Origin of the sequence: Streptococcus sp. 29887, from assembly GCF_032595075.1 — a bacterium.
Taxonomy (GTDB): domain Bacteria; phylum Bacillota; class Bacilli; order Lactobacillales; family Streptococcaceae; genus Streptococcus; species Streptococcus iners.
Genome location: NZ_CP118735.1, coordinates 629,911 through 653,294, shown reverse-complemented (window position 1 = coordinate 653,294; position 23,384 = coordinate 629,911). Strand labels below are relative to the sequence as shown.

The 23,384-nt window shown below is 42.7% G+C and carries 26 protein-coding genes; 3 read left to right on the top strand and 23 right to left on the bottom strand.

The features are described from left to right. Positions 1-60: 60 nt before the first annotated feature. The 14 genes from PW252_RS03530 to rplK all read right to left on the bottom strand — a co-directional run bounded on the left by PW252_RS03530 (position 61) and on the right by rplK (position 12,078). Positions 61-1,083, bottom strand: coding sequence for a PhoH family protein (locus PW252_RS03530; RefSeq protein ID WP_248050745.1), 1,023 nt, complete (start codon positions 1,081-1,083; stop codon positions 61-63). A 400-nt stretch (positions 1,084-1,483) separates the two neighbouring features. After that, positions 1,484-1,699 carry a YozE family protein gene (locus PW252_RS03525; protein WP_105124615.1) on the bottom strand — a complete coding sequence of 72 codons (216 nt, stop codon included), beginning with the start codon at positions 1,697-1,699 and terminating at the stop codon, positions 1,484-1,486. A 5-nt stretch (positions 1,700-1,704) separates the two neighbouring features. Then, the gene (locus PW252_RS03520) at positions 1,705-2,163 is read right to left on the bottom strand and encodes a DUF1801 domain-containing protein (protein WP_248050743.1); all 459 of its coding nucleotides are present in this window, start codon (positions 2,161-2,163) and stop codon (positions 1,705-1,707) included. Positions 2,164-2,186: 23 nt separating this feature from the next. Then, complete coding sequence (locus tag PW252_RS03515) at positions 2,187-3,530, bottom strand: DUF1958 domain-containing protein (RefSeq protein ID WP_398582949.1); 1,344 nt, start codon at positions 3,528-3,530, stop codon at positions 2,187-2,189. Positions 3,531-3,549: 19 nt separating this feature from the next. After that, positions 3,550-4,470 (bottom strand): 2-dehydropantoate 2-reductase, encoded by a 921-nt coding sequence (locus tag PW252_RS03510; RefSeq protein WP_248050740.1) that lies wholly within the window; start codon positions 4,468-4,470, stop codon positions 3,550-3,552. Between the two features lie 2 nt (positions 4,471-4,472). Beyond that, complete coding sequence (locus tag PW252_RS03505) at positions 4,473-5,327, bottom strand: CvfB family protein (RefSeq protein ID WP_248050737.1); 855 nt, start codon at positions 5,325-5,327, stop codon at positions 4,473-4,475. Positions 5,328-5,596: 269 nt separating this feature from the next. Next, positions 5,597-6,154, bottom strand: coding sequence for a ribosome recycling factor (gene frr / locus PW252_RS03500; protein WP_044690115.1), 558 nt, complete (start codon positions 6,152-6,154; stop codon positions 5,597-5,599). A gap of 27 nt (positions 6,155-6,181) precedes the next feature. After that, complete coding sequence (gene pyrH, locus PW252_RS03495; RefSeq protein WP_172029101.1) at positions 6,182-6,916, bottom strand: UMP kinase; 735 nt, start codon at positions 6,914-6,916, stop codon at positions 6,182-6,184. A gap of 106 nt (positions 6,917-7,022) precedes the next feature. Next, positions 7,023-8,663 carry a putative polysaccharide biosynthesis protein gene (locus tag PW252_RS03490; RefSeq protein WP_248050734.1) on the bottom strand — a complete coding sequence of 547 codons (1,641 nt, stop codon included), beginning with the start codon at positions 8,661-8,663 and terminating at the stop codon, positions 7,023-7,025. Positions 8,664-9,386: 723 nt separating this feature from the next. Continuing rightward, positions 9,387-10,175 carry a glutathione-dependent disulfide-bond oxidoreductase gene (yghU, locus tag PW252_RS03485; RefSeq protein ID WP_248050824.1) on the bottom strand — a complete coding sequence of 263 codons (789 nt, stop codon included), beginning with the start codon at positions 10,173-10,175 and terminating at the stop codon, positions 9,387-9,389. Next, a complete protein-coding gene (locus tag PW252_RS03480; protein WP_248050731.1) occupies positions 10,175-10,471 on the bottom strand; it encodes a hypothetical protein in 297 nt (98 codons plus the stop codon). The genes yghU and PW252_RS03480 overlap by 1 nt, the downstream gene beginning before the upstream one ends. Before the next feature lie 9 nt (positions 10,472-10,480). Continuing rightward, positions 10,481-10,768 carry a bacteriocin immunity protein gene (locus tag PW252_RS03475; RefSeq protein ID WP_248050727.1) on the bottom strand — a complete coding sequence of 96 codons (288 nt, stop codon included), beginning with the start codon at positions 10,766-10,768 and terminating at the stop codon, positions 10,481-10,483. A gap of 100 nt (positions 10,769-10,868) precedes the next feature. Further along, entirely contained in the window at positions 10,869-11,558 is a 690-nt protein-coding gene (gene rplA / locus PW252_RS03470) for a 50S ribosomal protein L1 (RefSeq protein WP_105114539.1), read from the bottom strand. Between the two features lie 94 nt (positions 11,559-11,652). After that, a complete protein-coding gene (gene rplK, locus PW252_RS03465) occupies positions 11,653-12,078 on the bottom strand; it encodes a 50S ribosomal protein L11 (RefSeq protein WP_105118180.1) in 426 nt (141 codons plus the stop codon). A gap of 153 nt (positions 12,079-12,231) precedes the next feature. Between rplK and PW252_RS03460 the strand changes: the two genes are divergently transcribed. Continuing rightward, positions 12,232-12,600: a DUF3397 domain-containing protein gene (locus PW252_RS03460; RefSeq protein ID WP_105124608.1), complete on the top strand. Its 369-nt coding sequence runs from the start codon at positions 12,232-12,234 to the stop codon at positions 12,598-12,600. A gap of 40 nt (positions 12,601-12,640) precedes the next feature. On the opposite strand, the gene gloA2 is transcribed toward PW252_RS03460, so the two are convergent. From gloA2 to PW252_RS03435, 5 genes are all read right to left on the bottom strand, one after another. Then, on the bottom strand, positions 12,641-13,027 hold the full coding sequence (gloA2, locus tag PW252_RS03455; RefSeq protein ID WP_248050725.1) for an SMU1112c/YaeR family gloxylase I-like metalloprotein: 387 nt from the start codon (positions 13,025-13,027) through the stop codon (positions 12,641-12,643). Next, positions 13,027-15,372 (bottom strand): DNA translocase FtsK, encoded by a 2,346-nt coding sequence (locus PW252_RS03450; RefSeq protein WP_248050722.1) that lies wholly within the window; start codon positions 15,370-15,372, stop codon positions 13,027-13,029. The genes gloA2 and PW252_RS03450 overlap by 1 nt, the downstream gene beginning before the upstream one ends. Positions 15,373-15,549: 177 nt before the next feature. Then, the gene (locus PW252_RS03445; RefSeq protein WP_248043741.1) at positions 15,550-16,536 is read right to left on the bottom strand and encodes a LacI family DNA-binding transcriptional regulator; all 987 of its coding nucleotides are present in this window, start codon (positions 16,534-16,536) and stop codon (positions 15,550-15,552) included. A 157-nt stretch (positions 16,537-16,693) separates the two neighbouring features. Beyond that, entirely contained in the window at positions 16,694-17,239 is a 546-nt protein-coding gene (locus PW252_RS03440; protein WP_248043742.1) for a hypothetical protein, read from the bottom strand. 118 nt (positions 17,240-17,357) lie between these two features. Then, a complete protein-coding gene (locus PW252_RS03435) occupies positions 17,358-17,666 on the bottom strand; it encodes a DUF2500 domain-containing protein (RefSeq protein ID WP_316716842.1) in 309 nt (102 codons plus the stop codon). 244 nt (positions 17,667-17,910) lie between these two features. Here PW252_RS03435 and PW252_RS03430 point away from each other — a divergent pair, with 244 nt between their 5' ends. Next, on the top strand, positions 17,911-19,113 hold the full coding sequence (locus PW252_RS03430; RefSeq protein WP_316716841.1) for an IS110 family RNA-guided transposase: 1,203 nt from the start codon (positions 17,911-17,913) through the stop codon (positions 19,111-19,113). 354 nt (positions 19,114-19,467) lie between these two features. Then, entirely contained in the window at positions 19,468-20,274 is an 807-nt protein-coding gene (locus tag PW252_RS03425) for a peptidylprolyl isomerase (RefSeq protein WP_248050716.1), read from the top strand. Between the two features lie 26 nt (positions 20,275-20,300). Here PW252_RS03425 and PW252_RS03420 read toward each other — a convergent pair whose 3' ends face one another. The 4 genes from PW252_RS03420 to glmU are packed head-to-tail and all read right to left on the bottom strand — an operon-like array spanning position 20,301 to position 23,266. Further along, positions 20,301-20,990: a 5'-methylthioadenosine/adenosylhomocysteine nucleosidase gene (locus PW252_RS03420; RefSeq protein ID WP_248050714.1), complete on the bottom strand. Its 690-nt coding sequence runs from the start codon at positions 20,988-20,990 to the stop codon at positions 20,301-20,303. A gap of 8 nt (positions 20,991-20,998) precedes the next feature. Further along, on the bottom strand, positions 20,999-21,319 hold the full coding sequence (gene macP, locus PW252_RS03415) for a cell wall synthase accessory phosphoprotein MacP (RefSeq protein WP_105117471.1): 321 nt from the start codon (positions 21,317-21,319) through the stop codon (positions 20,999-21,001). A 10-nt stretch (positions 21,320-21,329) separates the two neighbouring features. Next, complete coding sequence (locus PW252_RS03410) at positions 21,330-21,875, bottom strand: NUDIX hydrolase (RefSeq protein WP_105144475.1); 546 nt, start codon at positions 21,873-21,875, stop codon at positions 21,330-21,332. Positions 21,876-21,883: 8 nt separating this feature from the next. Next, a complete protein-coding gene (glmU, locus tag PW252_RS03405) occupies positions 21,884-23,266 on the bottom strand; it encodes a bifunctional UDP-N-acetylglucosamine diphosphorylase/glucosamine-1-phosphate N-acetyltransferase GlmU (protein WP_248050711.1) in 1,383 nt (460 codons plus the stop codon). Between the last annotated feature and the right edge of the window lie 118 nt (positions 23,267-23,384).

Here is a 23,384-nt window from a genome sequence, read left to right as displayed (position 1 = left end):
GCGTCACTCCTTCACTTGTTTTCCACAAACTATTTCGACAGGAAAAGATGCAGAAAATAATTACTCCTCCGCATCTTTCTCTTTCCTCAACTCCCCAATCGTCTCAAAACTTGCCCGACCATCCGCAGCCAGCACCTCCTGCTCGTAAGCGTTAATAATCTGGGCAACGACTGGATGGCGGACCACATCCTTGGCTGAAAAATGGACGAAATCAATCTGCGGTATTTTGCTCAACTTCTCTGTCGCATCAATCAAGCCCGACTTAACCTTGCGAGGTAGGTCAATCTGACTAATATCCCCATTGACAATCATCTTGGAATTAAAGCCCAGACGAGTCAGGAACATCTTCATCTGCATAATGGTGGTATTTTGCGCCTCATCCAAGATAACAAAGGCATCCTCCAAGGTCCGACCCCGCATATAGGCCAGCGGTGCAATCTCGATAATCTCGCGCTCCATTAGGCGCGTGGTCTGCTCTTTGCCAAGGATCTGGTAGAGGGCATCATAGACCGGGCGCAAATAAGGGTCTACTTTTTCTTTTAAGTCCCCTGGCAAAAAACCTAAACTTTCGCCCGCCTCTACCGCAGGACGAGTTAGGACGATACGCTTTACCTGCCCCCGCTTGAGGGCTGTGACCGCGAGAGTAACCGCCAAGAAGGTCTTACCTGTACCAGCAGGACCAATTCCAAATACGATGTCATGACGCTTTACGCTATCCACATAGAGTTTTTGACCAAGGGTCTTTACGCGAATGGGCTTGCCGTAGTTATCCTTGATGATTTCTTCTTCGTAGAGGGCAACGAATTTCTCAATCTCATCATTTTTGACCATGGAAATAGCCGTGACCACATCTGGCGTATTGATGACCAGGCCTCGATTAACCAAGACTAAGAGGGACTGGATAACCAGGCGAGCTTGCTCCACCTGAATTACCTGACCGATAACTTGCACAACTTCTGTCCGTGCATGGATCACCACCCCCAATTCCTGTTCCATCAATCTCAGATGGCGTTCATTCGAACCAAATAGGCTAAACAAATCATCTGGATGTTTTAAATGAATATCAATTGAATGTTCTAGCAAGAAACTTCTCCTTTGGTAGCTTTTCTATTATTATACCAAAATTTTCCACCAACTGAATTTTCGAGGTAAAAAGAAAAACAGCGAACATGGCGACATTCACTGTTTTAGAAAGACCAAACTTGAATTTTCTATGTGGGGTGTAGAATAATTAAGAAAGGAAGGAAAGTTTGGTTTCCTGTTGTATCACCGTTTTCTCAGGTACTGTACTGAAATCATCAAGTTATTCCAGTAGCTTGAATCCAAACGGCTTATCAGGACAAATCCTATCCTGAATATATATTATACCCCCCCCCGAAAAAATGCAAGTATATGGCTTGAAAAAATATTCTTGTTCATTTTAAGCTATTTTTCAAAAAAAGAGTAGTTGCACTTTTACAACTACTCTCACATATTCATATCATCAATGTCCCAAATACTCTTCCCAAATGGCATCAAAGTCTGACATGGAAAAGGCAAAGCTAGCAGATTCTTCCAAAAATCGACTGACCTCATCAAAATTATCTGATTGCTTGGGAAAATCAACTTCCTCAAAAGCATAATCTGCTAAAATCGCAACAGGCTCATTGCTCTTAGGATTGCGTTGGGTCATCAACCAAGAATAAAAACTTCTTCTCACAACTCTTACTTTCTAATATGATTTTCTTCGTAGAGGGCAATATAGCGCTCCATAGACATCTTACTCACCAATTGGCCAATCAATTCATAGGGAATATTCTTGGGATTTTTCATGCGAACGCAGGATTTTCCCATGTCCATTTTGGTCGGAACCTGTTCCTGATACTTTTCTACAAACCAGTCATTCAATTCCTTATCCATATAAATTCCCATATGATAGAGGGCAATATGAGCCTTTTGTGAGGCCAAGGCCAAGAAAGGCAAGGGTTCCCCAGGTGTACAATGATAACCATTTGGATAGGCTGACAGAGGGACGTAATAATTGATCATCCCACCCAGCACACCGACCTCAAAACCAGCAGGCAAATGCTCAACAATGACTTGGTGAAGGCGTTCCACTGCTTCCTTTCGCCTATCTGGTAAAGTAGAAAAATAAGCTTCGATGCTTTCTACTTCATAATTCATACAATCTCCCTAACTAAAAAGTGCTATCTATTCCTACGTGAGCGCCCTTCCATTCTTAATTTTGTTTTACGAGCACGATCGCGTTCAACGACAACAATGATTAGGATAACAAGAACAATAGGCAGTCCAATGAGGAGAATTGGTAGGAATCTTGAAATAACAGAAAATAAAGCATCTGGGTTAAAATGTTCAGAAACCTGAAGCATACCTTGGGATTCAGATGTAGCATTCTCAATTGTTACTGCATTGTTTATCACTGGACTAACCCCTTCAAGTCCATTTTCTAAGATGAGAGTATTGTTTTCTATTAAAAATTTAGGTTCTGTTCCCTTTGGAATAGTTCCGTAGAAATCATTACTCAACTGAATGACTTGACCATTGATTTCGTGCTTACCAGCAGAAAATAATTTTTTATATTCAAAATCTTGATAAGACTTTTCAATCAGGGCATTCCCAAACGGATGACGCTTATATTCACCGTTCTGATCCGACCAATCTCCCACCCCCATAACGACAGCAATATGGCGTTGCTCTCCACGTTTAATCGTAGCGATATAGTTAAAGCCTGCACTTGGACTCGAACCCGTTTTTAAACCATCAACCCCATCAATTCCATATTGAGCACCTGGCAAGGAATAATTATAGGTTTTAAAGGTTTCCTCATAGGGAGTCCCTGCTTTAACGGTAACAACTGGATCTTTTGTATGTTCTAAAATCCCAGGATAATTCTTCAAAAAATGGTAGGTTAAAATAGCCAAATCACGCGCAGTCGTTTGGTTTGTTTGGTGAATGTCATAACGCGTTGGAACATAGTACCCCTCAAAAGCCACAGCAACTGCTCCACTTGCATTGTGCCACACTGTATTGGTCATCCCTAATTCTTGCGCCTTAGCATTCATCCTATCGATAAAAGCATCTGGGTCATTGTTTGACAAATGATTTGCAAGCATGATGGTTGTAACATTGGATGACGGGACTGCAGTCATCGTTATCAATTCTCTAACGGTGTAATCCACATCCGCCACTATTTTATTGTTTGAAAGTGCGTAGATAGTTGCAATAGCTTGATCAGTAGCCGTTGCGCGAATGATACTATCTTCCGATAATTCTCCTTTGGCTATCGCTTCATACACTAAATAAAGCGTCATTAGTTTACTCATACTTGCAGGATCACGAACCTCATCAACATTATCCTGCCATAGAATATCTCCAGTATTTCCATCAATTACAATGGTAGACTTGGGACGATTGACTTCACTGACTTCATAGCCAGCAGCTCGCGTAATGTCCATCAATTCATCTGCACGTACTGGTAGGAGGATCATCGTTAATAGAACAATTACCCAACAAACAATACTCTTTTTCACCTTTATCTCCTAAAATCCCCTATCTCAACCCAAGCATGGCTTCCTTGGCATGAACCATCTCTGTAATCATTTGGCAATAAGGAGTTGGAATGCCTGCACGTTTGCCTTTAAAAACAACAGCGCCATTTAGGTAATCAATTTCAGTCTTACGACCATTTTGCACCAAATCCTGATGCATAGATGGATAGTGATTAGATGCTTTTTTAGAAGCATCAATGATATATTTCCAAATAGCCTCTTCATCAATTCCAGCGGTTTCTGATTTGGCAACGGCGATGAATTCCTTGAAAATTCCTTGCACCAAATTTAGCCCGCCCTCTGTTCCAAAGAGTTCTCCAATGGTGCAATTCAAGATTGTACAAGTCGGATTCATGGTGCCATTGACACAGGCCTTTTGCCAAATAGCATTGATAACGTGGTCATCATAGGTCGCATTTAGACCAGCCTCATTAAACATAGCAATCATATCAGCAACTGACTGACCATCACCAACCATATTCTGCACAGAGATAGAACCAGGACCCTGCAAATGCGCATGACCAGGACCCTTAAGACCAGCCAACCAAATCGTTACACCGACCATAATACTCTCATCAGGCACATAACGGCGCATGGTGGTCGCATGTCCAAGTCCATTCAAGAGGCTAAGAACCTTAGTCTTTTCACCAATGATACCCTTAATATCCTGCAACATTTTTGGCAGCTGGTCCGCCTTGGTTAAGAGGATAATCAGGTCAGCAACTTCCGTCGCCTCAGTCGGCTTCATAATAGGGAGCTGGACGACATCATCAAAATCTCCCGTCACCTTCAGACCATTTTCACGAATCGCTTCGATATGGGCATCCCAATTATCCAACAAAATCACTTCATGCTTTGTCTTTGATAACTGATAGCCAAAACGGCAACCCATGGCACCACTTCCAGCGATATATACTCTCATTTTTAGATCAACTCCGTTCCAAACTCGTCTTGTTTGACCTTCCCAGCCTTCATCAAACCACCCAGGGCTTTTTTGAATTGTCCCTTGGAAATACCAAAGGTGGACTTGATATCTTCCGGAGCAGACTTGTCGTTCAAGGTCATAAAGCCCCCACTGCTCTCCAGATAAGTCAAAATCATCTGAGCATCATTTTCCAACATCTCAAATGAACGTGGTTTAAGAGAAAGGTTCAAGGTTCGGTCAACTGCCCGATAACCAATCACACGCGCCTCCAAAACCTGCCCCAAGCGTGGCTCGGCAAATCGTTCACTAGGATGGATAAATCCAAGCATATTGTTATCAGGTAGATAGACAAAGGTCCCTGTCATCTTCAGACGGTAAACGATGGCACGCAGGGTTTGGTTCTGCATATTATCATAAGCAGGGCCTGCCATCTTTTGAAAATCTTCTTGAAAGGCTGGTAGAGCCCAGATACGGTCTTTCTTATCCACGTCCAATTTCACATAAAGTTGGTCGCCTTTTTTAGGCCACAACTCCTTGATTTCAGGCAAAATATCCAAGGAAACAACCACCTGCTTGTCTGGTAAACCAGTGTCCACAAAAACACCCAAGTCTTTACGAACGTCAGTCACTGTTCCCCAACCAAAGCTAGTCCGGCTTGCTCCCACTTCTTTAGTGGTTAAACGCAGCTTTTGTTTCATATCTGTATAAGCGAAACCCTTGACAGATTGCCCTAGTTGGAACTCTCCTTCATCTTTTGAAAGAGCAAAGGTCAGCCCTTCTTTCTGGATAAAGTAAAATTGGTCATTTTGGTCGGTCACAAGACCAACCACATAGTGTGCTAATAAATCATTCATGATTTTCTTCTTTCTGATTAAAAATGGGAGTGGGAAAGAACTCAACTAGTCAAAAAAGAGTTCGTGTTCCCACCCCCGCACAGTTGATTAGGTCAGATTTCGAGTGTGAAACACGAACAAATCTGCCAATCAACCACTGCGCTGAGATGTTGACACGAACTCTGAGAAGTGGCTTTAGACTTTTTGCCCAGCCCCATTAGATGTTTATTGTATCATCACTTCCGTTAGACATGTTAGCAATGACATTTACTTGCATTTAAGGAAATCGATTAAACTTCCAACAATTCTTTTTCCTTGTCGGCAGTCATCTTATCGATAGTCTTGATGGCATCGTCAGTGACTTTTTGAATGTCTTTCTCAAGTGTTTTCAAATCGTCTTCCGTGATTTCTTTAGCTTTTTCAGCTTTCTTAGCCTCGTCCATAGCATCACGACGGATGTTTCGGATAGCCACTTTAGAGTTTTCACCCACTTTTTTCACATCTTTTGCCAAGTTTTTACGCGTTTCCTCTGTCAATGCAGGAATAACCAAGCGAATAACTGTACCATCAGACTGTGGTGTCAAACCAAGGTCAGATGCGTTCAAGGCACGCTCAATATCCTTCAAGATAGACTTGTCAAATGGTGTAATCAAGAGAACACGCGCTTCTGGAACGGTAATACCAGCCAATTGGTTCAAGGGTGTTGGAGCACCGTAGTATTCTACTGAAATGCGGTCCAACAAGCTAGCATTGGCACGACCAGCACGGATATGGCTGAACTCACGAGCCAAACTCTGATGAGATTGGTTCATGCGTTCTTGGGCTTTTGCAATAATTTCTTTTGACATAAGACTTCCTTCTTTATATTTTATCTTTTATTTTTCTTCTGTAGAATTAGAAACCGTTGTACCGATTTGTTCACCAAAGACAACACGCTTGATATTGCCTGGCTCGTTCATGTTAAAGACTACCAAGTCAATGTCGTTGTCCATTGACAGCGTAGAAGCTGTTGCATCCATGATTTTCAAGCCACGGCTGATGACTTCACGGTGGGTTAATTCATTAAATTTAACCGCATTTGCATCTTTCTTAGGATCGGCATTGTAGACACCATCCACACCGTTTTTAGCCATCAAGATGGCATCTGCTTCAATCTCTGCTGCACGAAGAGCGGCAGTTGTATCTGTTGAGAAGTATGGTGAACCGATTCCAGCACCGAAGATGACAATCCGACCTTTTTCAAGGTGACGCAAGGCACGACCACGAATATATGGCTCAGCCACAGACTGCATGGCAATTGCTGTCTGCACACGCGTATCCACACCAAGTTGTTTAAGGGAATCAGCCATTACAAGAGCATTCATAACCGTACCAAGCATACCAGTATAGTCTGCCTGCACACGATCCATACCAGCCTCAGCAGCAGGTTCACCACGCCAAAGGTTACCACCACCAATAACAAGGGCAATTTGAACACCTGATTCTGCTACTTCTTGAATTTCCTTAGCCATTGCTTGAACCGTTTGGATGTCAATACCGACACCACGTTCACCGGCCAAGGCCTCGCCAGATAGTTTGATTAGAATACGTTGGTATTTAGGTTTCATCATCTCTCTCCTCTTTTTTATCCCTACTATTCTACCACAAAATCAAAATTTTTTATAGAAAAATCTCCACGAAAAAAGGAAAATCCATTCCAGATTTTCCTAGAGTTTATTAAGCCAATTTTAGTTTGCGACGGAGCAAGTCTGCCCGACTGCCAATCAAACGATCTAGCTGTCGTGTCTTCAAGGTCAAAATGACAAAAACGAATACGCCCACCCCTCCCGAAAGGAGCAAATGAACAAAGCTCGATAGATAACCACCAGCTGGTAGCAAGTGATTGAGAAGCAATTCAAGTAGCCAAACAATGCCCCCCATAACCAAGGAAATCCAGCTGATTGTCACAATGTCTTTCACAATCAAACCTTCGTCCACACCTAAGACTGCGTCAATACGCTTATAGAATAAATAGAGCATGACGGTAAGACTGACCAGGGTTGAAAGGAAGGGACCGTAAACTTGGAAGAGATAAATCATTGGCAACTGCAAGATCACTTTTATCAGTATTCCAATTGCAAAATAGATAACCGCTCGACGATTTTCAAAAATCGCTTGAATAACAACACTGATAACAGAGTATAAGCCAAGAGGTAAAATCATGACCAGGTTCCAAACAAAGAGCTGTATTTCAATGTCCTGCGATTGACCGTAGAAGACTGAGTAGAGTGGTCTAGCCAACAAGACCGTTCCAACAATGGCTGGAATGGTAAAAATAAAGAGTAACTGCAAGTTATCCGCCACCAAATTGGAAGCTGCCTTCAAGTCTTTTTTTACAAACTTCTCAGTAATGAGTGGGATAGCTACACTGCCCAGACTGATAGAAATCCCGATAATCATCATGGTAATCTTATTGGGATTGGCAGACATAAAGGAATAGAGTTCCAAGAGTTCCGAATTGGTCAGGCTAGTAATCTTCTCCATGACATTGATAAAGGTAACTTGGTCAATAAATTGGAGCAACTGGATGGTCAAACTCAAAATAATAATCGGAATAGCATCCTTGACTGTTTCTTTGATGAGTTGACCTGTATTGACAGATATTTTCTGCTTCTTGGCATGGAGCAACTTACCCAAGTACCCCTGTTTCCAGAGAGTATAAACCAGAATTCCTACACTTGCCAGCATACCTACAAAGGCAGCAAAGGTCGACTGTACTACTGCGTCTAGATAGTTCCCATTGCCCAGCTTCATGATAATAAAGGTAGCTGCTAAAATCCAAATAACACGAACCAACTGTTCAGCCAACTGACTGATAGCGTAGGGTTTCATATCGTGCCGCCCTTGGAAAAAACCACGTAGGATACTCATAGCTGGAAAAATGAATAAGGGAGGAACCAGACTATACATGACTGGAATGAGTTTTTCTTTGGAACCTGACGCTTCAGCTAGCCAAGGCGAACTGATAAACATGGCTCCGGCAAAGACCGCACCAAAGACCAACATGAGCTTAAAGAATTCCCGAACCAGATAGAGGGAAACTTCTTCTTTCCCTAGTACATTGTACTTGGCAACCTGTTTGGCAATGGCGGTCGGCAAACCAGCCGTAGAAATCAAGAGGAAGTTGGCATAAATTTGATAGCCCATGCTAAATAAGGCATTGGCCTCCGCCCGATGTTCTCCCAGCCAGATATACCAAGGTATTACATAGGCAACACCCAGCAAACGACTGAGAAAATTCCCGGCAGTCAACCAGGCCATGCCTCGCACCATTGTTTCTTGCTCACGGGATTGGCCCGTTTTTGTTTGTTCAGACATGATAAAACTTCTTTCTTTTAAGATAATACTCTTCGAAAATCAAAATCAGACGTTGTTGACTTGATTTGATGAGTGAAAGGCTCCAGTGGAGCCTTTCAGCCTGTTACCTTGAAATAAAATAGTAACAGGGTTCTATCTGCATAAGTAGAAACGAACTACGTTCACCCATCTCCAACCTCCAAAGGTTCCCCAAACCTTTGGAGCTAGTCTGTTTTTGATTTTCATTGAGTATAACTCCTCTATTATAAACTTTTATCAAACCATTGTAAAATATGAGCAAGCAAAAGGGAGTGGGACAGAACTCAACAATTAAAAGAAGAGTTCGTCAACAAGTCCTTATTTCCAGTTGTTGAGCTGAAACAGTCTATCCCCAGACTGTTTCACTCCCACCCCCGCATAGCTCCAACAGTCAGAGTAGTGACTGTTGGAGGTTGGAAATAGAGCGAACTTTGTTCGCAACAGTCGTAATGGTCAGATTTGGAGTGTGAAACACGAACAAATCTGCCAATCAACCACTGCGCTGAGATGTTGACGCTAACTTTGAGAAGTGGTGCTGGGCTTGAGCCCAGCCTCGTTACTTAGAACCAGAATTCACAAGCGAAGTACTTTTAAACAAGAGCTAGTTTTTCGCTAATCAAGGCAGCTTTTTAGGGAATATTAACAAAGGCTGAGTAGCTGAAAATCTAGCCATAGGTGGAAGTGCTGAAGGGTGAATACAGGTTTTTAATCTTCTATAGAAGCATATTTTACTGCCAGGCCTTTCTGAACGGCTGGACGGTCTGCAATTTTCTCCACCCAGGCATTCAAATGGCGATAAGAGGCTACATCCAGAAATTCTGCTGAACCAGGATAGAGTTGACCTTGCACCAAGCGTCCATACCAGGACCAGATGGCAATATCTGCGATGGTATAGTCTTTTCCAGCAATATATTCTCTGGTCGCCAATAATTGATCCAACAAATCTAATTGGCGTTTGGTTTCCATGGCATAGCGGTTAATCGGATATTCCTGCGCTGTCGGAGCGTAATGGAAGAAATGCCCAAAACCACCGCCAACAAATGGCGCGGCGCCAGTTTGCCAGAAGAGCCAGTTAAGGACTTCTGTACGTTCCGCCCAAGCTTTGGGTATGAAGGCGTCAAATTTTTCTGCCAGGTAAAGTAGAATGTTGGCTGATTCAAAAACTGGAACCGGCTCCTTCTCAGAGTAATCTACCATAGCTGGAATTTTTGAATTTGGATTTATTCCAACAAAATCAGAGCCAAACTGGTCCCCTTGACCAATATTGATCAGATAAAGGTCGTAAGCAGCTTCGGAAATCCCTAACTCCTTCAACTCTTCCAGCATGATAGCAACCTTAATACCATTCGGTGTCCCCAAGGAATAAACTTGGAAAGGCTGTTCTCCTTTTGGTAGTTTTTGCTCAAAGCGACTGCCTGCTGTGGGGCGATTGCCCGAACGATTGTCATTTTCATCTTCCCACTTCCATACCAGTGGTTTTGCGTATTCTGTCATCATTCTTCCTCTAAATTATCTATTCCTAGTACATAACGTCGATAGGTCACTTGTAATTCCTGGATATAGCGCCCCAATTCTACCAACTCCTTTGGCGCTCTCCAGGTCAAGCCAGTCAATTCAGCATTGACAAATACCGACAACTGATCAGCCAACAAATAAAGATTATCTGACTGGTCGAGCTTCTGCGCAAATTCAACTACTTTCTCACGCAAGACCGGTGAAATAGCTTCCGGAGCCAGTTGATAAAGGGCAGATAAATGGGAGTAAAATTCTTCACGATTGGCTTTTTTCATACGAAACTCCTATAAATTATCTAATCGGGCCATATACCGACTATGGCTGACCTGCAGTTCCTGGATATAAGAAGCTAAATCAAGCAGCTCCTTTGGTGCTTTTCCAGCCTGCTCAAGTAATTCCCTATTCACATATACCGAAAGCTGACTCGCCAACAAATAAAGATTATCTGACTGGTCGAGCTTCTGAGCAAATTCAACTACTTTCTCACGCAAGACCGGTGAAATAGCTTCCGGAGCCAACTGATAAAGGGCAGATAAATGGGAATAAAATTCTTCACGATTAGCTTTTTTCATACGAAACTCCTATATCCTTGTTTTTTATATCAGTATAACCCTTTTTCAAACCTCTGTCAATATATCAAAAAAGACTGCCCTAAGACAATCTTTTTATTGATTAAAGTGAGTTTGGATCTACTTTAATACCAACACCTTGTGTTGTAGTGATAGATACTGAAGTCATGTAAGTACCTTTAGCTGTAGCTGGTTTTGCTTTAACCATTACTTCGTTGAAAGCTTTGAAGTTTTCAACAAGTTTGTCAGCATCAAATGATACTTTACCGATAAGAGCTTGTACGATACCTGCTTTGTCAGCACGGTAAGTGATTTTACCACCTTTAGACTCTTCAACTGCTTTAGCAACATCCATTGTTACTGTACCAGTTTTAGGGTTTGGCATCAAGTTACGTGGACCAAGTACACGACCAAGACGTCCAACAACTGCCATCATATCTGGAGTTGCGATAACAACGTCGAAGTCCAACCAACCACCGTTGATTTTAGCAACCAAGTCATCTTCACCAACAAAGTCTGCACCAGCAGCTTTTGCTTCTTCTGCTTTCGCACCACGCGCGAAAACAAGAACGCGAGCAGTTTTACCAGTACCGTTTGGCAACACCATTGCACCACGGATTTGTTGGTCTGCTTTACGAACGTCGATGTTCAAGTTGTAAGCAACTTCAACTGACGCATCAAATTTAGCGAAGTTAGTTTCTTTTGCAAGTGCAACAGCTTCTTCTACGCTGTAAAGTTTTGTGCTGTCGATTTTCTCAAGAGCAGCACGTAAGTTTTTGCTTTTTTTAGCCATTTTTATTCTCCTTGTAATGTGGTCATATCGATTTTCATCTCCCACGTCACCTATCGAAGCGATGAGGATATGCGGGTCTTGGGTTTGCTACTGATTAGTCAGTAACAGTGAAGCCCATAGAACGAGCAGTACCTTCGATCATACGCATTGCAGCTTCCAAGCTAGCAGCGTTCAAATCTGGCATTTTTGTTTCAGCAATTTCTTGTACTTGTGCACGAGTTACTGAAGCAACTTTCGTTTTGTTAGGTGTACCTGAACCTTTTTCAACACCTGCAGCTTTTTTCAAAAGAACAGCAGCTGGTGGTGTCTTACAGATGAAATCAAATGATTTATCTTCATATACAGAGATTACAACTGGAATGATCATACCAGCTTGGTCAGCTGTACGAGCGTTAAATTCCTTAGTGAATCCCATGATGTTGATACCTGCTTGACCAAGTGCTGGTCCGACTGGTGGAGCTGGAGTAGCTTTACCAGCAGGGATCTGAAGTTTTACAAGTTTTTCGACTTTCTTAGCCATCTTAAAAATCCTCCTATTGTGGTTTTGGCGGTAATTACAGATTTTTACCTCCCACAAATATGCGTTTTACACATACCTTTTCATTATACATGATTTTAAAAGAAATGCAAGCTTTATGTTTACTTTTCTTCACATTTTTTATAGAATGAAAGTATGTTTGAATCAATCCTCTTTATAAAAATCATTGCAGTTCTGTTCATCTTTCTGACCTTGGCAATTTCCATTATTGCCGTCAAGTTTTTTAAGCTGCACAAATACGGGCGAAACTTTGCTGATATTGCCTTTCCACTTTATGGCCTGGAATTTTATCTTATCTCGGACAGGATTTACTATAGCAGTCTACTCCCACACCTGCTCCTAGCCCTTTCCCTACTATCCATGGGATTGTGCGCCTTCTTCCTCTTTAAGAAAAAGGAATTCTCCTATAAGCGTTTTTTCAAAGTATTTTGGAGAGCTAGCTTTATCCTGACCTTCTTTATGTATTTGGCCTTGGTCATTGCTGTATTGACACTCAAATCCTAGAACAAAGCCCCCTGTAGCTAGCTGTTACAAGGGGCTCTTTTTATTCATGAATTTCTAAGGGGAGGCCATCTGGATCAAAGAAGAAGGCCATCTTCTTCCCGTCAAAATCATCTGTCCGGATAGGTTCATGCCGAATACCTAAACGGTCAAATTCTTTCAGAGAAGCTTCCACATCTGCCACTTTAAATGCAAGATGGCGAAGCCCAGTGTGTTCTGGATTGGGCATGGCTGGACGAATAGGTGCATCCGGCTTGATGAAAATTTCCAAGACCATATTTCCTTTTTTGACATTGAAAAGAATGTCATTTTTTTCTGGTCTGATATGTTCATCCAGCTGCTCAAAGCCTAATTTTTCAACATAGAACTCTCGTGTTCGTTCATAATGGCTACCAATAATAGCAATATGGTGGACTGCTTCAAATTTCATTACTGCGTTTCCAATACCTTTCTGGGTTTGGTGCCTTCTGCTGGACCAATCACTCCTGCTGCTTCCAATTCTTCCATCAGTCTAGTTGCTCGGTTAAAGCCGACAGACAAGCGTCGTTGGATCATAGAGGCACTGGCTTTCTGTGTTTCCACTACCAAGGCACGCGCTTCATTGAAGAGTGGATCTCCCCCCTCATCACCAAAGCCAGCCTCGCCATCCCCCTCTGCCACTTCACCAGGATCAAAGGTTTCGTCATATTCTGCTTCTGCTTGTTCCTTGACAAAGTTGACAATTCGCTCAACGTCGTCATCGGAAATAAAGGAACCTTGTAATCGAACGGGTGCAGACTCTCCAATAGGATGGAAGAGCATATCTCCACGACCTAGCAATTTCTCCGCTCCATTTTCTCCCAAAATGGTCCGTGAATCGGTGCCAGATGCCACCGCAAAGGCAACTCGAGATGGAACATTAGCCTTAATTAAACCAGAAATAACATCAACAGACGGACGTTGGGTGGCCAAAATCATGTGAATACCTGCTGCACGCGCCTTTTGCCCCAAACGAATAATGGCATCTTCCACTTCCTTGCTGGCTACCATCATCAAGTCTGCCAACTCATCGACAATGACGACAATGAGGGGAAGTGGAATTTGTTTTTCTTCTGAACGACTGTTAAACTCTTCTACCTTGGCATTGTAACCTTCCAAATTACGCACACCGATATGACTAAATAGTTCGTAGCGTTTTTCCATTTCGTCCACAACTTTTTGCAAGGCCCGAGCTGCCTTGCGCGGATTGGTCACTACTGGAATGAGCAAATGAGGGATGTCATTATAGACGGACAATTCAACCATTTTAGGGTCAATCATCATGAATTTGACTTGGTCAGGTCCTGCCTTCATCAAAATAGAAGAGATAATACCATTAACTGCAACGGATTTCCCTGAACCAGTTGAACCAGCAACCAAGAGATGGGGCATTTTGGTCAAATCAAAAGAACGGACTGTGCCATTGACTGCCTTACCAAGTGGAATTTCTAAGAGCTTGCTAGCATCTGTCTTGGATTGTTCCCAAAGTTCTCGGAAAGGAACCATGGCCACTTCTGAGTTTGGCACTTCGATACCAACCAAGGATTTACCAGGAATGGGTGCTTCAATCCGGACATCCTTAGCAGCCAGTGCCAAAGCCAAATCATCTGCCAGATTGGAAATCCGATTGACCCGCACACCGACAGCCGGTTTTAATTCATAACGGGTTACGGATGGACCGATCTCCGCACGCTCAACCACTACCTTTATACCAAAGCTCGCAAAAGTATCTTCCAAAACCTTGATATTTTGCCGAACAATCTTTTTCTCATTCCCTTGTCCTTTAGACTTGACAGGTGCAAATAGGTCAATGGACGGCAGTTTGTAAACCAAATTCTTCTTGGGTTTGAAATCAATCTGAATATCTTGACCATCATCTTCAGCAATAGGCTGGCTCTGAGGGGAAATTTCCTCCTCATCCTCCACCAGCATAACCGGAAATTCATCTTCTACCTGATGGTCATAGCCAGAGATAATAGGAACTTGGAAAGTTTGTTCTTCCAGGATTTCACCAGTTTCCAAGTCAATCCGTCTATCATCTAACTCAATGGTCTGAGTGTTTTCCGTTTCCTCTAATTGAAGTCGTTCTTCCACAAGACGAGCCAATTCTAGCTGACGTTTTTCTTCTCGTTCAGCCCGCTTAATCTCACGAAGCTCTGCCCTTTTTGCCTGCCCCTCAGCCAACTTATCCTTAGCCAGTGACAAGCCATCCGCCACATCATAGACAGACCATGGACCTAACTTAAAAATCCCAAAGGCCAAGACCAAGAAACCGATGAAGAAGGCACCGGCATTGGAAAAGAGGACGGACACCGGCCAATAAAAGACACTGCCCAGTAAGCCACCTCCAGCAAAGTTGGTCACCTGAAACTTTGATAAATCCCTCACGATAAGTTTGAAGGTCTGGTTGAATAAGTCACTTCCTTTATAACCTAGATCCAAATAAGCCTGAAATTCGATTAGAAGTCCGATAAGAAGAAAACAGAACCCCGATATAGTCCCTTTGCGACTGCGAATACGTGCCGGCGCAAAGAGGAAAATAAGGGCACCTACCAAAACTAGGTAGGTCACACTTCCAAACAGTAAGCGCAGTAAATTATAACTCGTTACCCCAAATGCTCCCAAGCGAATAGCAGCGAAGAGGACAAAAAGTATACCAGCCACTCGTAATGTGACATTTTTTACCTTATCTTGCTGGGCCTGTTCTGCCTTGGTCGGCCTGCGGGTCGCCTTTCCTTTTTTACTAGTTTTTGCCATAAAATCCTCAACTTTCTCAATCTCTTTATTTTATCATAATTGAGAATATTTTTCATATCAGAAAAAGCCCTGCATTCACAGGACTTCTCTTGGAGTGAAAGAATATTTTAGGGGGGACAATGTTATTTAATTGCCCGCTTACCTTCTACATAGAAGGTCGAGGTCAAACCACTATTTTCAATTTTTTGTCGTTTTTCCTTCTAGATAAGAAATTGGTAATGTGACTTGGAGAGGACGCTCCCTTTTCTCAATAATGTCGACTAAACAAGCCACTGCTTCTTGGGCCATAGCCTCTAAAGGTTGACGGATGGTGGAAAGTTCTAGAGAGCGTTCACTTGCTAACTGAATACCGTCATAGCCAATGACCTGCACATCTTCTGGAACCCGTTTACCCAATTTTTCCAAAATAGAGAGGGTGTCGAGAGCCACAAAATCATTGATGGTAAAAATGGCATCAATTTGCGGGTTGGCAATCAAAAATTTCTCTACTGTTCCAACAAAATCATCATAGGGTTCTTCCAAATCCAAGACTTGACAAGGAAAACCAGCTTCTACTATTCGTTTTTCAAAATAGATTCTGCGCTTCTTGGTTTCGTTGATGGTTTTATTGTGCCCACCAATAAAGGCAAAATGGCTACCACCTTTTGCAATCAAGATGTCCGCCGCTAGCTCTGCTCCTGCTTGGTTGTCCGAACTGACACAGGGAATAGCCTTATTTTCATAGGTGCGGTCGATACTCACAAAAGGAATATTGGACGATAGGTAATCATCAATGGGACTGTAGGTGATGGCGATAATGCCGTCCACCTTATTTTGTTGCAGCATAGTCAGATAATCCAGTTCCCTTTTTGGACCAGAAATATTGCAAAGGAGCAACTTGTAATTTTTCTTACTCAGTTCAACTTCAACATGATAGGCAAATTCTCCAAAAAAAGGATGCCAAACTGTCGGAATAATCAAGGCAATGGTTTCGGTCTTGTTCTTCTTCATGCCACGGGCGTAAACATCTGGGATGTAATTTAATTCCTTAATGGCTGCATTGACTTTTTCAAGCGTACTTTCCTTAATACCTGGCTCATTGTTGATAACTCTTGATACAGTTCCAACGCTTACACCAGCAACCCGCGCAACGTCTTTCATGGTGATTGATTTTTGCTCTTCCATGGTTTACCCCTTTCTTTTGAAACGTTTCAATAATTTACACTAGAATATCATTGATAGCGTTTTCTGTCAAGGGAAATAGACATATTAGCAAATAAAAACACCCAAAAAGCTAGAATGTTTCTAACTTTTGGGTGCCGTTCAAAAATCTTTTCTATTTTTATTTGTACATCTTCTTCATTGGGTGTTTTGCAAGCACTTCTGGGTGATTATCGAGAGCAGCTCTACCTTTTTCCGTCAAAGCATAACCTCTGACGGTAAAGTAAGGTGCCAGTTTTTCTTCTGTCAAGTTGTCCTTGAGGGCAGTGTCCAGGTCTGCTGCCTTCATCTTGGACAGACCTGTCACTCCTTCTGCTTTGAGGATATTTTTCTTAGCAGTCGAGGTGATATGGTCTAGGGAATCAAAGGCTGATTCCACATAGGCATAACCGTCTACGATCAACTGCTCCATGTGAGCAGGACCGTTGATACCATACATGTACTCAAAGTACTTGGAGTAGGGCGTCGTCGTTTCAAAAGAACCTAGGCTAATCCGCCATAGCAAAATAATATCACCTGGCAAAATGCCTTCTTCCAGACGAACCATATTGCGTTTGGGCACTGGCTTGGCTTCTAAGAGCCAGGTCGCTAGGTCGCGTTCTGGGGAGATATAGGGCTTGACCTCGTGGTCCTTATACATTTCTTCAATACGTTTTTCTAGTGACATGTTCAACTTTCTCCAAGGGTATTTCTATCAGCCTGACTGGTTTGATCGACCAAGATTTTTGACTGATAAACTCCTGCTATTATACACTATTTTGTGGATTTCAAACAGAAAAGGAACCCTAGCTCCGATTAAAGCCTAGGAATCGGGTCCCCTGAAAATGTAGGGTTCCCCTGTCGCCCTCAGCCAAGAGGGCAAATTCATCCGAGCGAACACGAAACTCTTGCCGTTTGCCTTCCCATTCGAAAGTCACATAATAATTGGTCCGTGCCATTTCATTACCAAAGACATGGGTCCGTTTGGCAACAAGCTTGGCAGTACACCTTTCTCTTGGTGACTGATTATTACGAAGCCACTCCGTCGTATTTTTGAATATCTGAAAACAAACGGTTCCTAGTATGAGTGTCGCAAGAGCGTAGAAAAACAACATAAACATACTAAGATTAGTAGTGAGGAAATCTCCGACGGGAGAGAGTACTCACTACTTTTTCTTTATGATAAAGTAGAGGTGTCTTGTTAAGTCGAGAACTCTTTTGACGCTAGACGTCGCATCAAAAACTGGCAAGGCACCTGTTTTAGAAAGAATGTTATCAAAGTATGTGGGACGCCAGACGTCGAGTATTGAAAATGACATCACTAAAACAAGGAATCATTCAAGACAAAGAGGTAATATCATGCGTGCAGTTTTTGGGATTGATGTGAGTAAGGCAAGTTCAGAAGTGGCCATTCTAGTCAATGGTGAGAAAGTTCATGGCTATACCATGTCCAATGACGCCTTAGGCTTTGCTCGGCTACTTGGCGATTTGAGAACCGTCCATAAGCCAGAAATCATCTTTGAAGCAACAGGTGTCTACTCTCGCCGTCTTCAAGCTTTTCTGGATGAACATGGCTATGCTTATATACGGCTTAATCCCTTAGAAGCTAAGAAGCAACTGGATAGCTTGCGTGTGCGGAAAACAGATCAAATTGACGCCGAAAAACTGGCTCAATCTCAATTTGTGCTGAATCGTAAACCCACTTATGTCCAAGAAGAAGTCTACCAAAACTTGCGGGATCTCAGTCGTTTCTATCAGAATCTGACCGAGGACATTGTTCGGGCTAAAAACCGCCTACACAAGATCTTACAGGTCACGTTCACTGAATTGGAAAATATCTTGTCAACACCATCTGGCGAACAATACTGGAACCTGGTCATAGCTTTTCCTTGCAAGGACTTCGTGCTTGATTTAAGCAAGGACGAACTCTCAGAGAGCATTCGTCAGTCCACCTCAAAACGGATTTCGGACAAGCGTGTGGCGTACTTAGCTGAGAAACTGATAGCACTAGCTAATCAATCTTATTGTGCTGTCAAGAAAACCTCTCCAATACTAGAAGAGGTGCGTTACTATGGAAAAGAATTGCTTCGGCTTTCTGAACAGAGACAAACTGTCCTAGACCAAATGGTGGAACTAGCTCAGCCATTACCTGAATATGACATTCTGCTCTCTATTCCTGGAATAGCTGAGACTACTGCAACAAGTATTATTGGTGAACTGGGAGATATTCGCCGTTTTCAGTCTGCCAATCAAATCAATGCCTTTATCGGTATTGACCTGAGACACTATGAATCTGGTAACTTCCTAGCTAAGGAACACATTACCAAGCGTGGCAATCCCTACGCTAGAAAGATTCTGTTCAAGTGTATCCATAATATCGCTTCAGCCAGTCACACCAATCCTTGCCATATCGCCGACTTTTATGAGAAACGAAAAAGACAATCGCAAACGACTTCTACAAAGCCACACACGATTGCCTCCATACATCGTCTCATTCGGACAATGTATTACCTCATAACGCATAACAAACTTTACGATTACACTTTAACCCAAAATCAGTAAGATTGTTTATGCAATATTATTGTAACACCTTATCAAAAATTTTCAACATAAGGTGTTAATTTCGTGTACTCTTTTTTACACGAAACCTTAGTCCAAAAGAAAACAATTTTCTTATTTTGACTATTGAACTCAAAATATTTTTCATCAAATACCTTGATAGGCTTGACAAATGGTAGAAAACAAACCCGAACTATTAACCAAATCTTCCATACTTAACTGCTCCTTTTTTACTAATAGTATATCAAATTATCCACAAAAATCTATAGAATTTTTGTCACTTCAGCAGAAAATTGAAAATTGTATGAAATCATGGTAAAATGAGCATAATTTTACGTTTCCCAGAAAGGATTATCCATGAAAAAACGACTATTTCTTGCTCTTGCATCTACAATTTTATTAACAGCCTGTGCAAGCAATTCCACTACCAGCACTGAACAATCAAGCTCATCTAGCTCCAGCTCGACCCTGGCAACCACCACGGACACAACTGCGTCTAGTAAGTATGCCAAAGACTTAGCCTACGCCATCAACAATCCCGATGCTAGCTTTCCACAGCTATCTAGCGAGGTTGCTGAAAACGAGGCGGCTGTAACAATCAAAACTACCCAAGGGGACATCACTATCAAACTCTTCCCTGAGCAAGCACCATTAACGGTGGAAAACTTCCTGACCCACGCCAAAAATGGTTACTACAATGGTACTATTTTCCACAGGGTCATCAAGGACTTCATGATTCAAGGAGGAGATCCTCTAGGAAATGGTACAGGTGGTGAATCTATCTGGGCTGGAAAGGGAACAACTATCGACGCCGGCTATGGTTTCAAAGATGAGATTTCTGCCTTCCTCTACAATATACGCGGTTCATTGTCTATGGCTAATGCTGGCGCAGGAACAAACGGCAGTCAGTTCTTTATCAATCAGAATACAACTGATATGTCAAGCCAACTATCATCTTCAAAGTATCCAACAAAAATCGTTGACGCCTATAAAAACGGTGGAAATCCAAACCTAGATGGCAAGCATACCGTCTTTGGCCAAGTCATCGAGGGAATGGATATTGTGGATAAGATCGCTGCTGTCGAAACAGATAGCAGTGATAAACCAAAAACAGATGTCAAAATTGAAGCTATTGAGATACTGAAAGATTACACCTTTGAATAAAGAAAGCCCAGCCGCTTGGCTGGGTTTTAAACTTGTTCTAAAAAGGCAATCAGGGTCTGAGCAGAACGCTCTCCTGCTTGAATGATAAATTCATCAAAGGTAATATTGGCATCCCCTTGTGCTGTATCGCTCATGGCACGGATGACTAAGAAGGGCTTACCTGTATTGACGGCCGCTTGGGCAATAGCCGCTCCTTCCATCTCCACAGCAAGAACTTCTGGGAAGTTTTCCTTTATGCTGGCGATCTTATCTTGACCGGCAATAAAACTGTCACCGGTTACAATCAGACCCTGATGACTGGTTATTTCCTGCTCTGCCAAAACGCCTGTTAACTGTTCTAACAAGACTTGGTCTGCTGGATAATACAATTCCTGCCCTGCCATTTGCCCATAGGCGTAGCCAAAAGCCGTCACATCAACATCGTGGTAGGCCAAGTGAGTAGCTACCACCACATCACCGATGGCAATCCCGTCAGCTACTGCCCCTGCTGAGCCTGTGTTGACAATGGCGTCCACTGCAAAGCGGTCAGCCAAGATGGCCACAGACATAGCTGACATGACCTTGCCAATGCCCGACTGGACAAGCACTACTTCATGCTGACCAATACGGCCTTGGTAATAGATCCGACCCAAGACAGCTACTTCTACCTTGTCTTGCAGCTGCTCTACCAAAATCTTCAGCTCCTGGGGCATGGCTGCGATAATTCCAAATTTCATGATTTCTCCTAAATAAATAAAACTGCAATAATAAAGATAATCAATAATACGATGACCCAAAAGAGAATTTTATTGACTTTTCCCCGAAATTCTTCGCGTTTGATGGTTTCAATTCTACGACTTTTGACCACCGATGGTTTGACAGGAATACGGATGGTCTGTCCTTCCTCGTAGCCTTGGTAGTCTTCATCTAAAATGGGCTCAAAAATCTTTTCATCCATGGATACCGTTTGCTTGGGACTAAAATGTCCAAAGCGTTCATCTGTATCAGCCTCCTGCATTTTTTTCACTCGTTTTAGTATGTCATCCGTTAACAAGGGCTTGCCCATTGCCAATTTCCTACTTTCTCATGAGTTGTAAATATTGAACCGCCATAATAGTCTTGGCATCACAAATATCCCCACTTGCGACCAAGTCCAAGGCTTCTTCTAGGGTTACATAAGACAGTTCAATGACCTCGTCCTCATCCATGGGACGAGGGTTTTCCACTTTAACCAAGTTATCAGCTAAATAGAGGCGAATACGCTCATTACAAAAACCGATAGCTGAGTAAAAATCTGCTAACAAGGTCAGCTTGTCACTGGTATAGCCTGTTTCCTCTTCCAATTCACGCAAGGCAGCATCTTCCAGCGTATCTTCTTCGCCTAGTTCCAACTTACCTGCTGGAATTTCATAGATAGCGCGCTCGATAGCCTTGCGGTATTGTTTAACCAAAATCATTTTATCTTCTGGAGTGACTGCTAAGACACATACTGCCCCCTTGTGAAAAATCAGTTCACGCTTGCCAGTCCCACCATTTGGCAAAGCCACATCATCGACAACGACATCAAAGATATGACCCTTGAAAATCTCTTTTCGCTCAATGGTTTTTTCTTCAAAATTCATAATAGTACCTATTTTTGGCTTGGGTGGAAGGGGAAGCGGGTCGCATAGCCTTCCTTGTTTTCCTGACGACCTCGACCAATCCCGATGGCATCTTTTGGAATGTCTTTGGTAATGGCAGAGCCAGCAGCAAGCAGGGCATTGTCACCAATTGTTACTGGAGCGATGATGGTTGAGTTGGAACCGATAAAGGCATTGTCGCCAATCGTGGTCTTGAATTTGTTTTTACCATCGTAGTTGACCGTAATGGTTCCAGCACCGACATTGACATTGCTGCCGATTGTCGCATTGCCCAAATAAGTCAAGTGACCTGATTTGGTTCCCTCACCTAGCGTAGAAGCCTTAACTTCCACAAAGTTTCCAACGTGAACATCTTTTTTCAGAAGGCTATCTGGACGAATATGGGCATACGGGCCAACAGTCACACCCTCTTCGATAACCGATTCTTCAATGTCTGAGTTGCTAATGACCACATCTGCAGCGATTTTAGAATCACGCACGCGGGTGCCGTTTGTCAAAATCGTGCGTTCACCGATGACTGTCTGACCTTTCAAGACAACGTTGGCTTCGATAACTGCTTCTGCTCCGATTTCTACATCAATGTCGATATAAGTTGCTTCTGGATTGACAAAGGTGACACCGTTAATCATGTGCTTTTCATTGATTCGCTTGCGCATGACAGTTTCTGCAGTCGCAAGGGCGATACGGTCATTGACACCGAGACTTTCATCAAAGTCTTTGAGGACATAGGCCCCAACTTTTTCGCCAGCCTGACGGAAAATAGAGATGACATCCGTCAAATAGTACTCACCTTGGGCATTGTCCGTATTGATCTCCTTAAGAGCTTCAAACAGACGCTTGTTGTCAAAGAGATAGGTACCGGTGTTGATTTCCTTGACCTGTTTTTCGAAATCGTTAGCGTCTTTTTGCTCAACAATCTTCAAGACTTCATCATCAGCATTACGGATAATCCGACCGTAGCCGAAGGGATTGTCAGCCTGAGCTGTCAAAATAGTCGCAACGTTTTTGTGGCTAATATGGAAGTTAATCAAGTTTTTCAAGCTCTCGCCTGTAATCAGCGGAGTGTCACCAGCAATAACAAGGGTCTGACCTTCCAAACCTGCCAAAGCTGGCTCAGCCATCATAACGGCATGACCTGTTCCCAACTGCTCTGACTGGAGGGCAAATGCTGATTGACCTTCTAAAACAGTCTGCACCAATTCTGCCTTGTGACCGACAATGGTTACAGTTTTGGCAGGCTCCATGGCATCCACGGCACGCTTGACATGCTCCAACATGGTAATTCCGGCCACCTTATGTAGGACCTTCGGTAAGTCAGACTTCATGCGAGTTCCCTTACCCGCTGCTAGGATAATTGCATAGTTATTGCTCATAAGTATCTCTCTTTTCATTTGTATATGACCCTATTATAGCAAATTTTGTGTTTTTTGGAAAATGACAGTATTATAAGGAATTTTCGTGAATAAAAAAACTGGAATGAAGCCAGTTTCT

Coding starts and splice junctions, on each gene's coding strand:
- rplA (WP_105114539.1), bottom strand. CDS start 11,558: ATGGCTAAAAAAAGCAAAAACTTACGTGCTGCTCTTGAGAAAATCGAC.
- PW252_RS03445 (WP_248043741.1), bottom strand. CDS start 16,536: ATGGAAGAGCAAAAATCAATCACCATGAAAGACGTTGCGCGGGTTGCT.
- pyrH (WP_172029101.1), bottom strand. CDS start 6,916: ATGATGAAACCTAAATACCAACGTATTCTAATCAAACTATCTGGCGAG.
- macP (WP_105117471.1), bottom strand. CDS start 21,319: ATGGGCAAGCCCTTGTTAACGGATGACATACTAAAACGAGTGAAAAAA.
- PW252_RS03410 (WP_105144475.1), bottom strand. CDS start 21,875: ATGAATTTTGAAGAAAAAACCATTGAGCGAAAAGAGATTTTCAAGGGT.
- PW252_RS03505 (WP_248050737.1), bottom strand. CDS start 5,327: ATGAATGATTTATTAGCACACTATGTGGTTGGTCTTGTGACCGACCAA.
- rplK (WP_105118180.1), bottom strand. CDS start 12,078: ATGGCTAAGAAAGTCGAAAAACTTGTAAAACTTCAGATCCCTGCTGGT.
- PW252_RS03510 (WP_248050740.1), bottom strand. CDS start 4,470: ATGAGAGTATATATCGCTGGAAGTGGTGCCATGGGTTGCCGTTTTGGC.
- PW252_RS03475 (WP_248050727.1), bottom strand. CDS start 10,768: ATGAAAAAAGCTAATCGTGAAGAATTTTATTCCCATTTATCTGCCCTT.
- PW252_RS03430 (WP_316716841.1), top strand. CDS start 17,911: ATGCGTGCAGTTTTTGGGATTGATGTGAGTAAGGCAAGTTCAGAAGTG.
- PW252_RS03435 (WP_316716842.1), bottom strand. CDS start 17,666: ATGTTGTTTTTCTACGCTCTTGCGACACTCATACTAGGAACCGTTTGT.
- PW252_RS03450 (WP_248050722.1), bottom strand. CDS start 15,372: ATGGCAAAAACTAGTAAAAAAGGAAAGGCGACCCGCAGGCCGACCAAG.
- PW252_RS03490 (WP_248050734.1), bottom strand. CDS start 8,663: ATGTCTGAACAAACAAAAACGGGCCAATCCCGTGAGCAAGAAACAATG.
- PW252_RS03420 (WP_248050714.1), bottom strand. CDS start 20,990: ATGAAATTTGGAATTATCGCAGCCATGCCCCAGGAGCTGAAGATTTTG.
- PW252_RS03460 (WP_105124608.1), top strand. CDS start 12,232: ATGTTTGAATCAATCCTCTTTATAAAAATCATTGCAGTTCTGTTCATC.
- PW252_RS03520 (WP_248050743.1), bottom strand. CDS start 2,163: ATGAATTATGAAGTAGAAAGCATCGAAGCTTATTTTTCTACTTTACCA.
- PW252_RS03480 (WP_248050731.1), bottom strand. CDS start 10,471: ATGAAAAAAGCCAATCGTGAAGAATTTTACTCCCATTTATCTGCCCTT.
- gloA2 (WP_248050725.1), bottom strand. CDS start 13,027: ATGAAATTTGAAGCAGTCCACCATATTGCTATTATTGGTAGCCATTAT.
- PW252_RS03440 (WP_248043742.1), bottom strand. CDS start 17,239: ATGTCACTAGAAAAACGTATTGAAGAAATGTATAAGGACCACGAGGTC.
- frr (WP_044690115.1), bottom strand. CDS start 6,154: ATGTCAAAAGAAATTATTGCAAAAGCCCAAGAACGCATGAACCAATCT.
- yghU (WP_248050824.1), bottom strand. CDS start 10,175: ATGACAGAATACGCAAAACCACTGGTATGGAAGTGGGAAGATGAAAAT.
- PW252_RS03425 (WP_248050716.1), top strand. CDS start 19,468: ATGAAAAAACGACTATTTCTTGCTCTTGCATCTACAATTTTATTAACA.
- glmU (WP_248050711.1), bottom strand. CDS start 23,266: ATGAGCAATAACTATGCAATTATCCTAGCAGCGGGTAAGGGAACTCGC.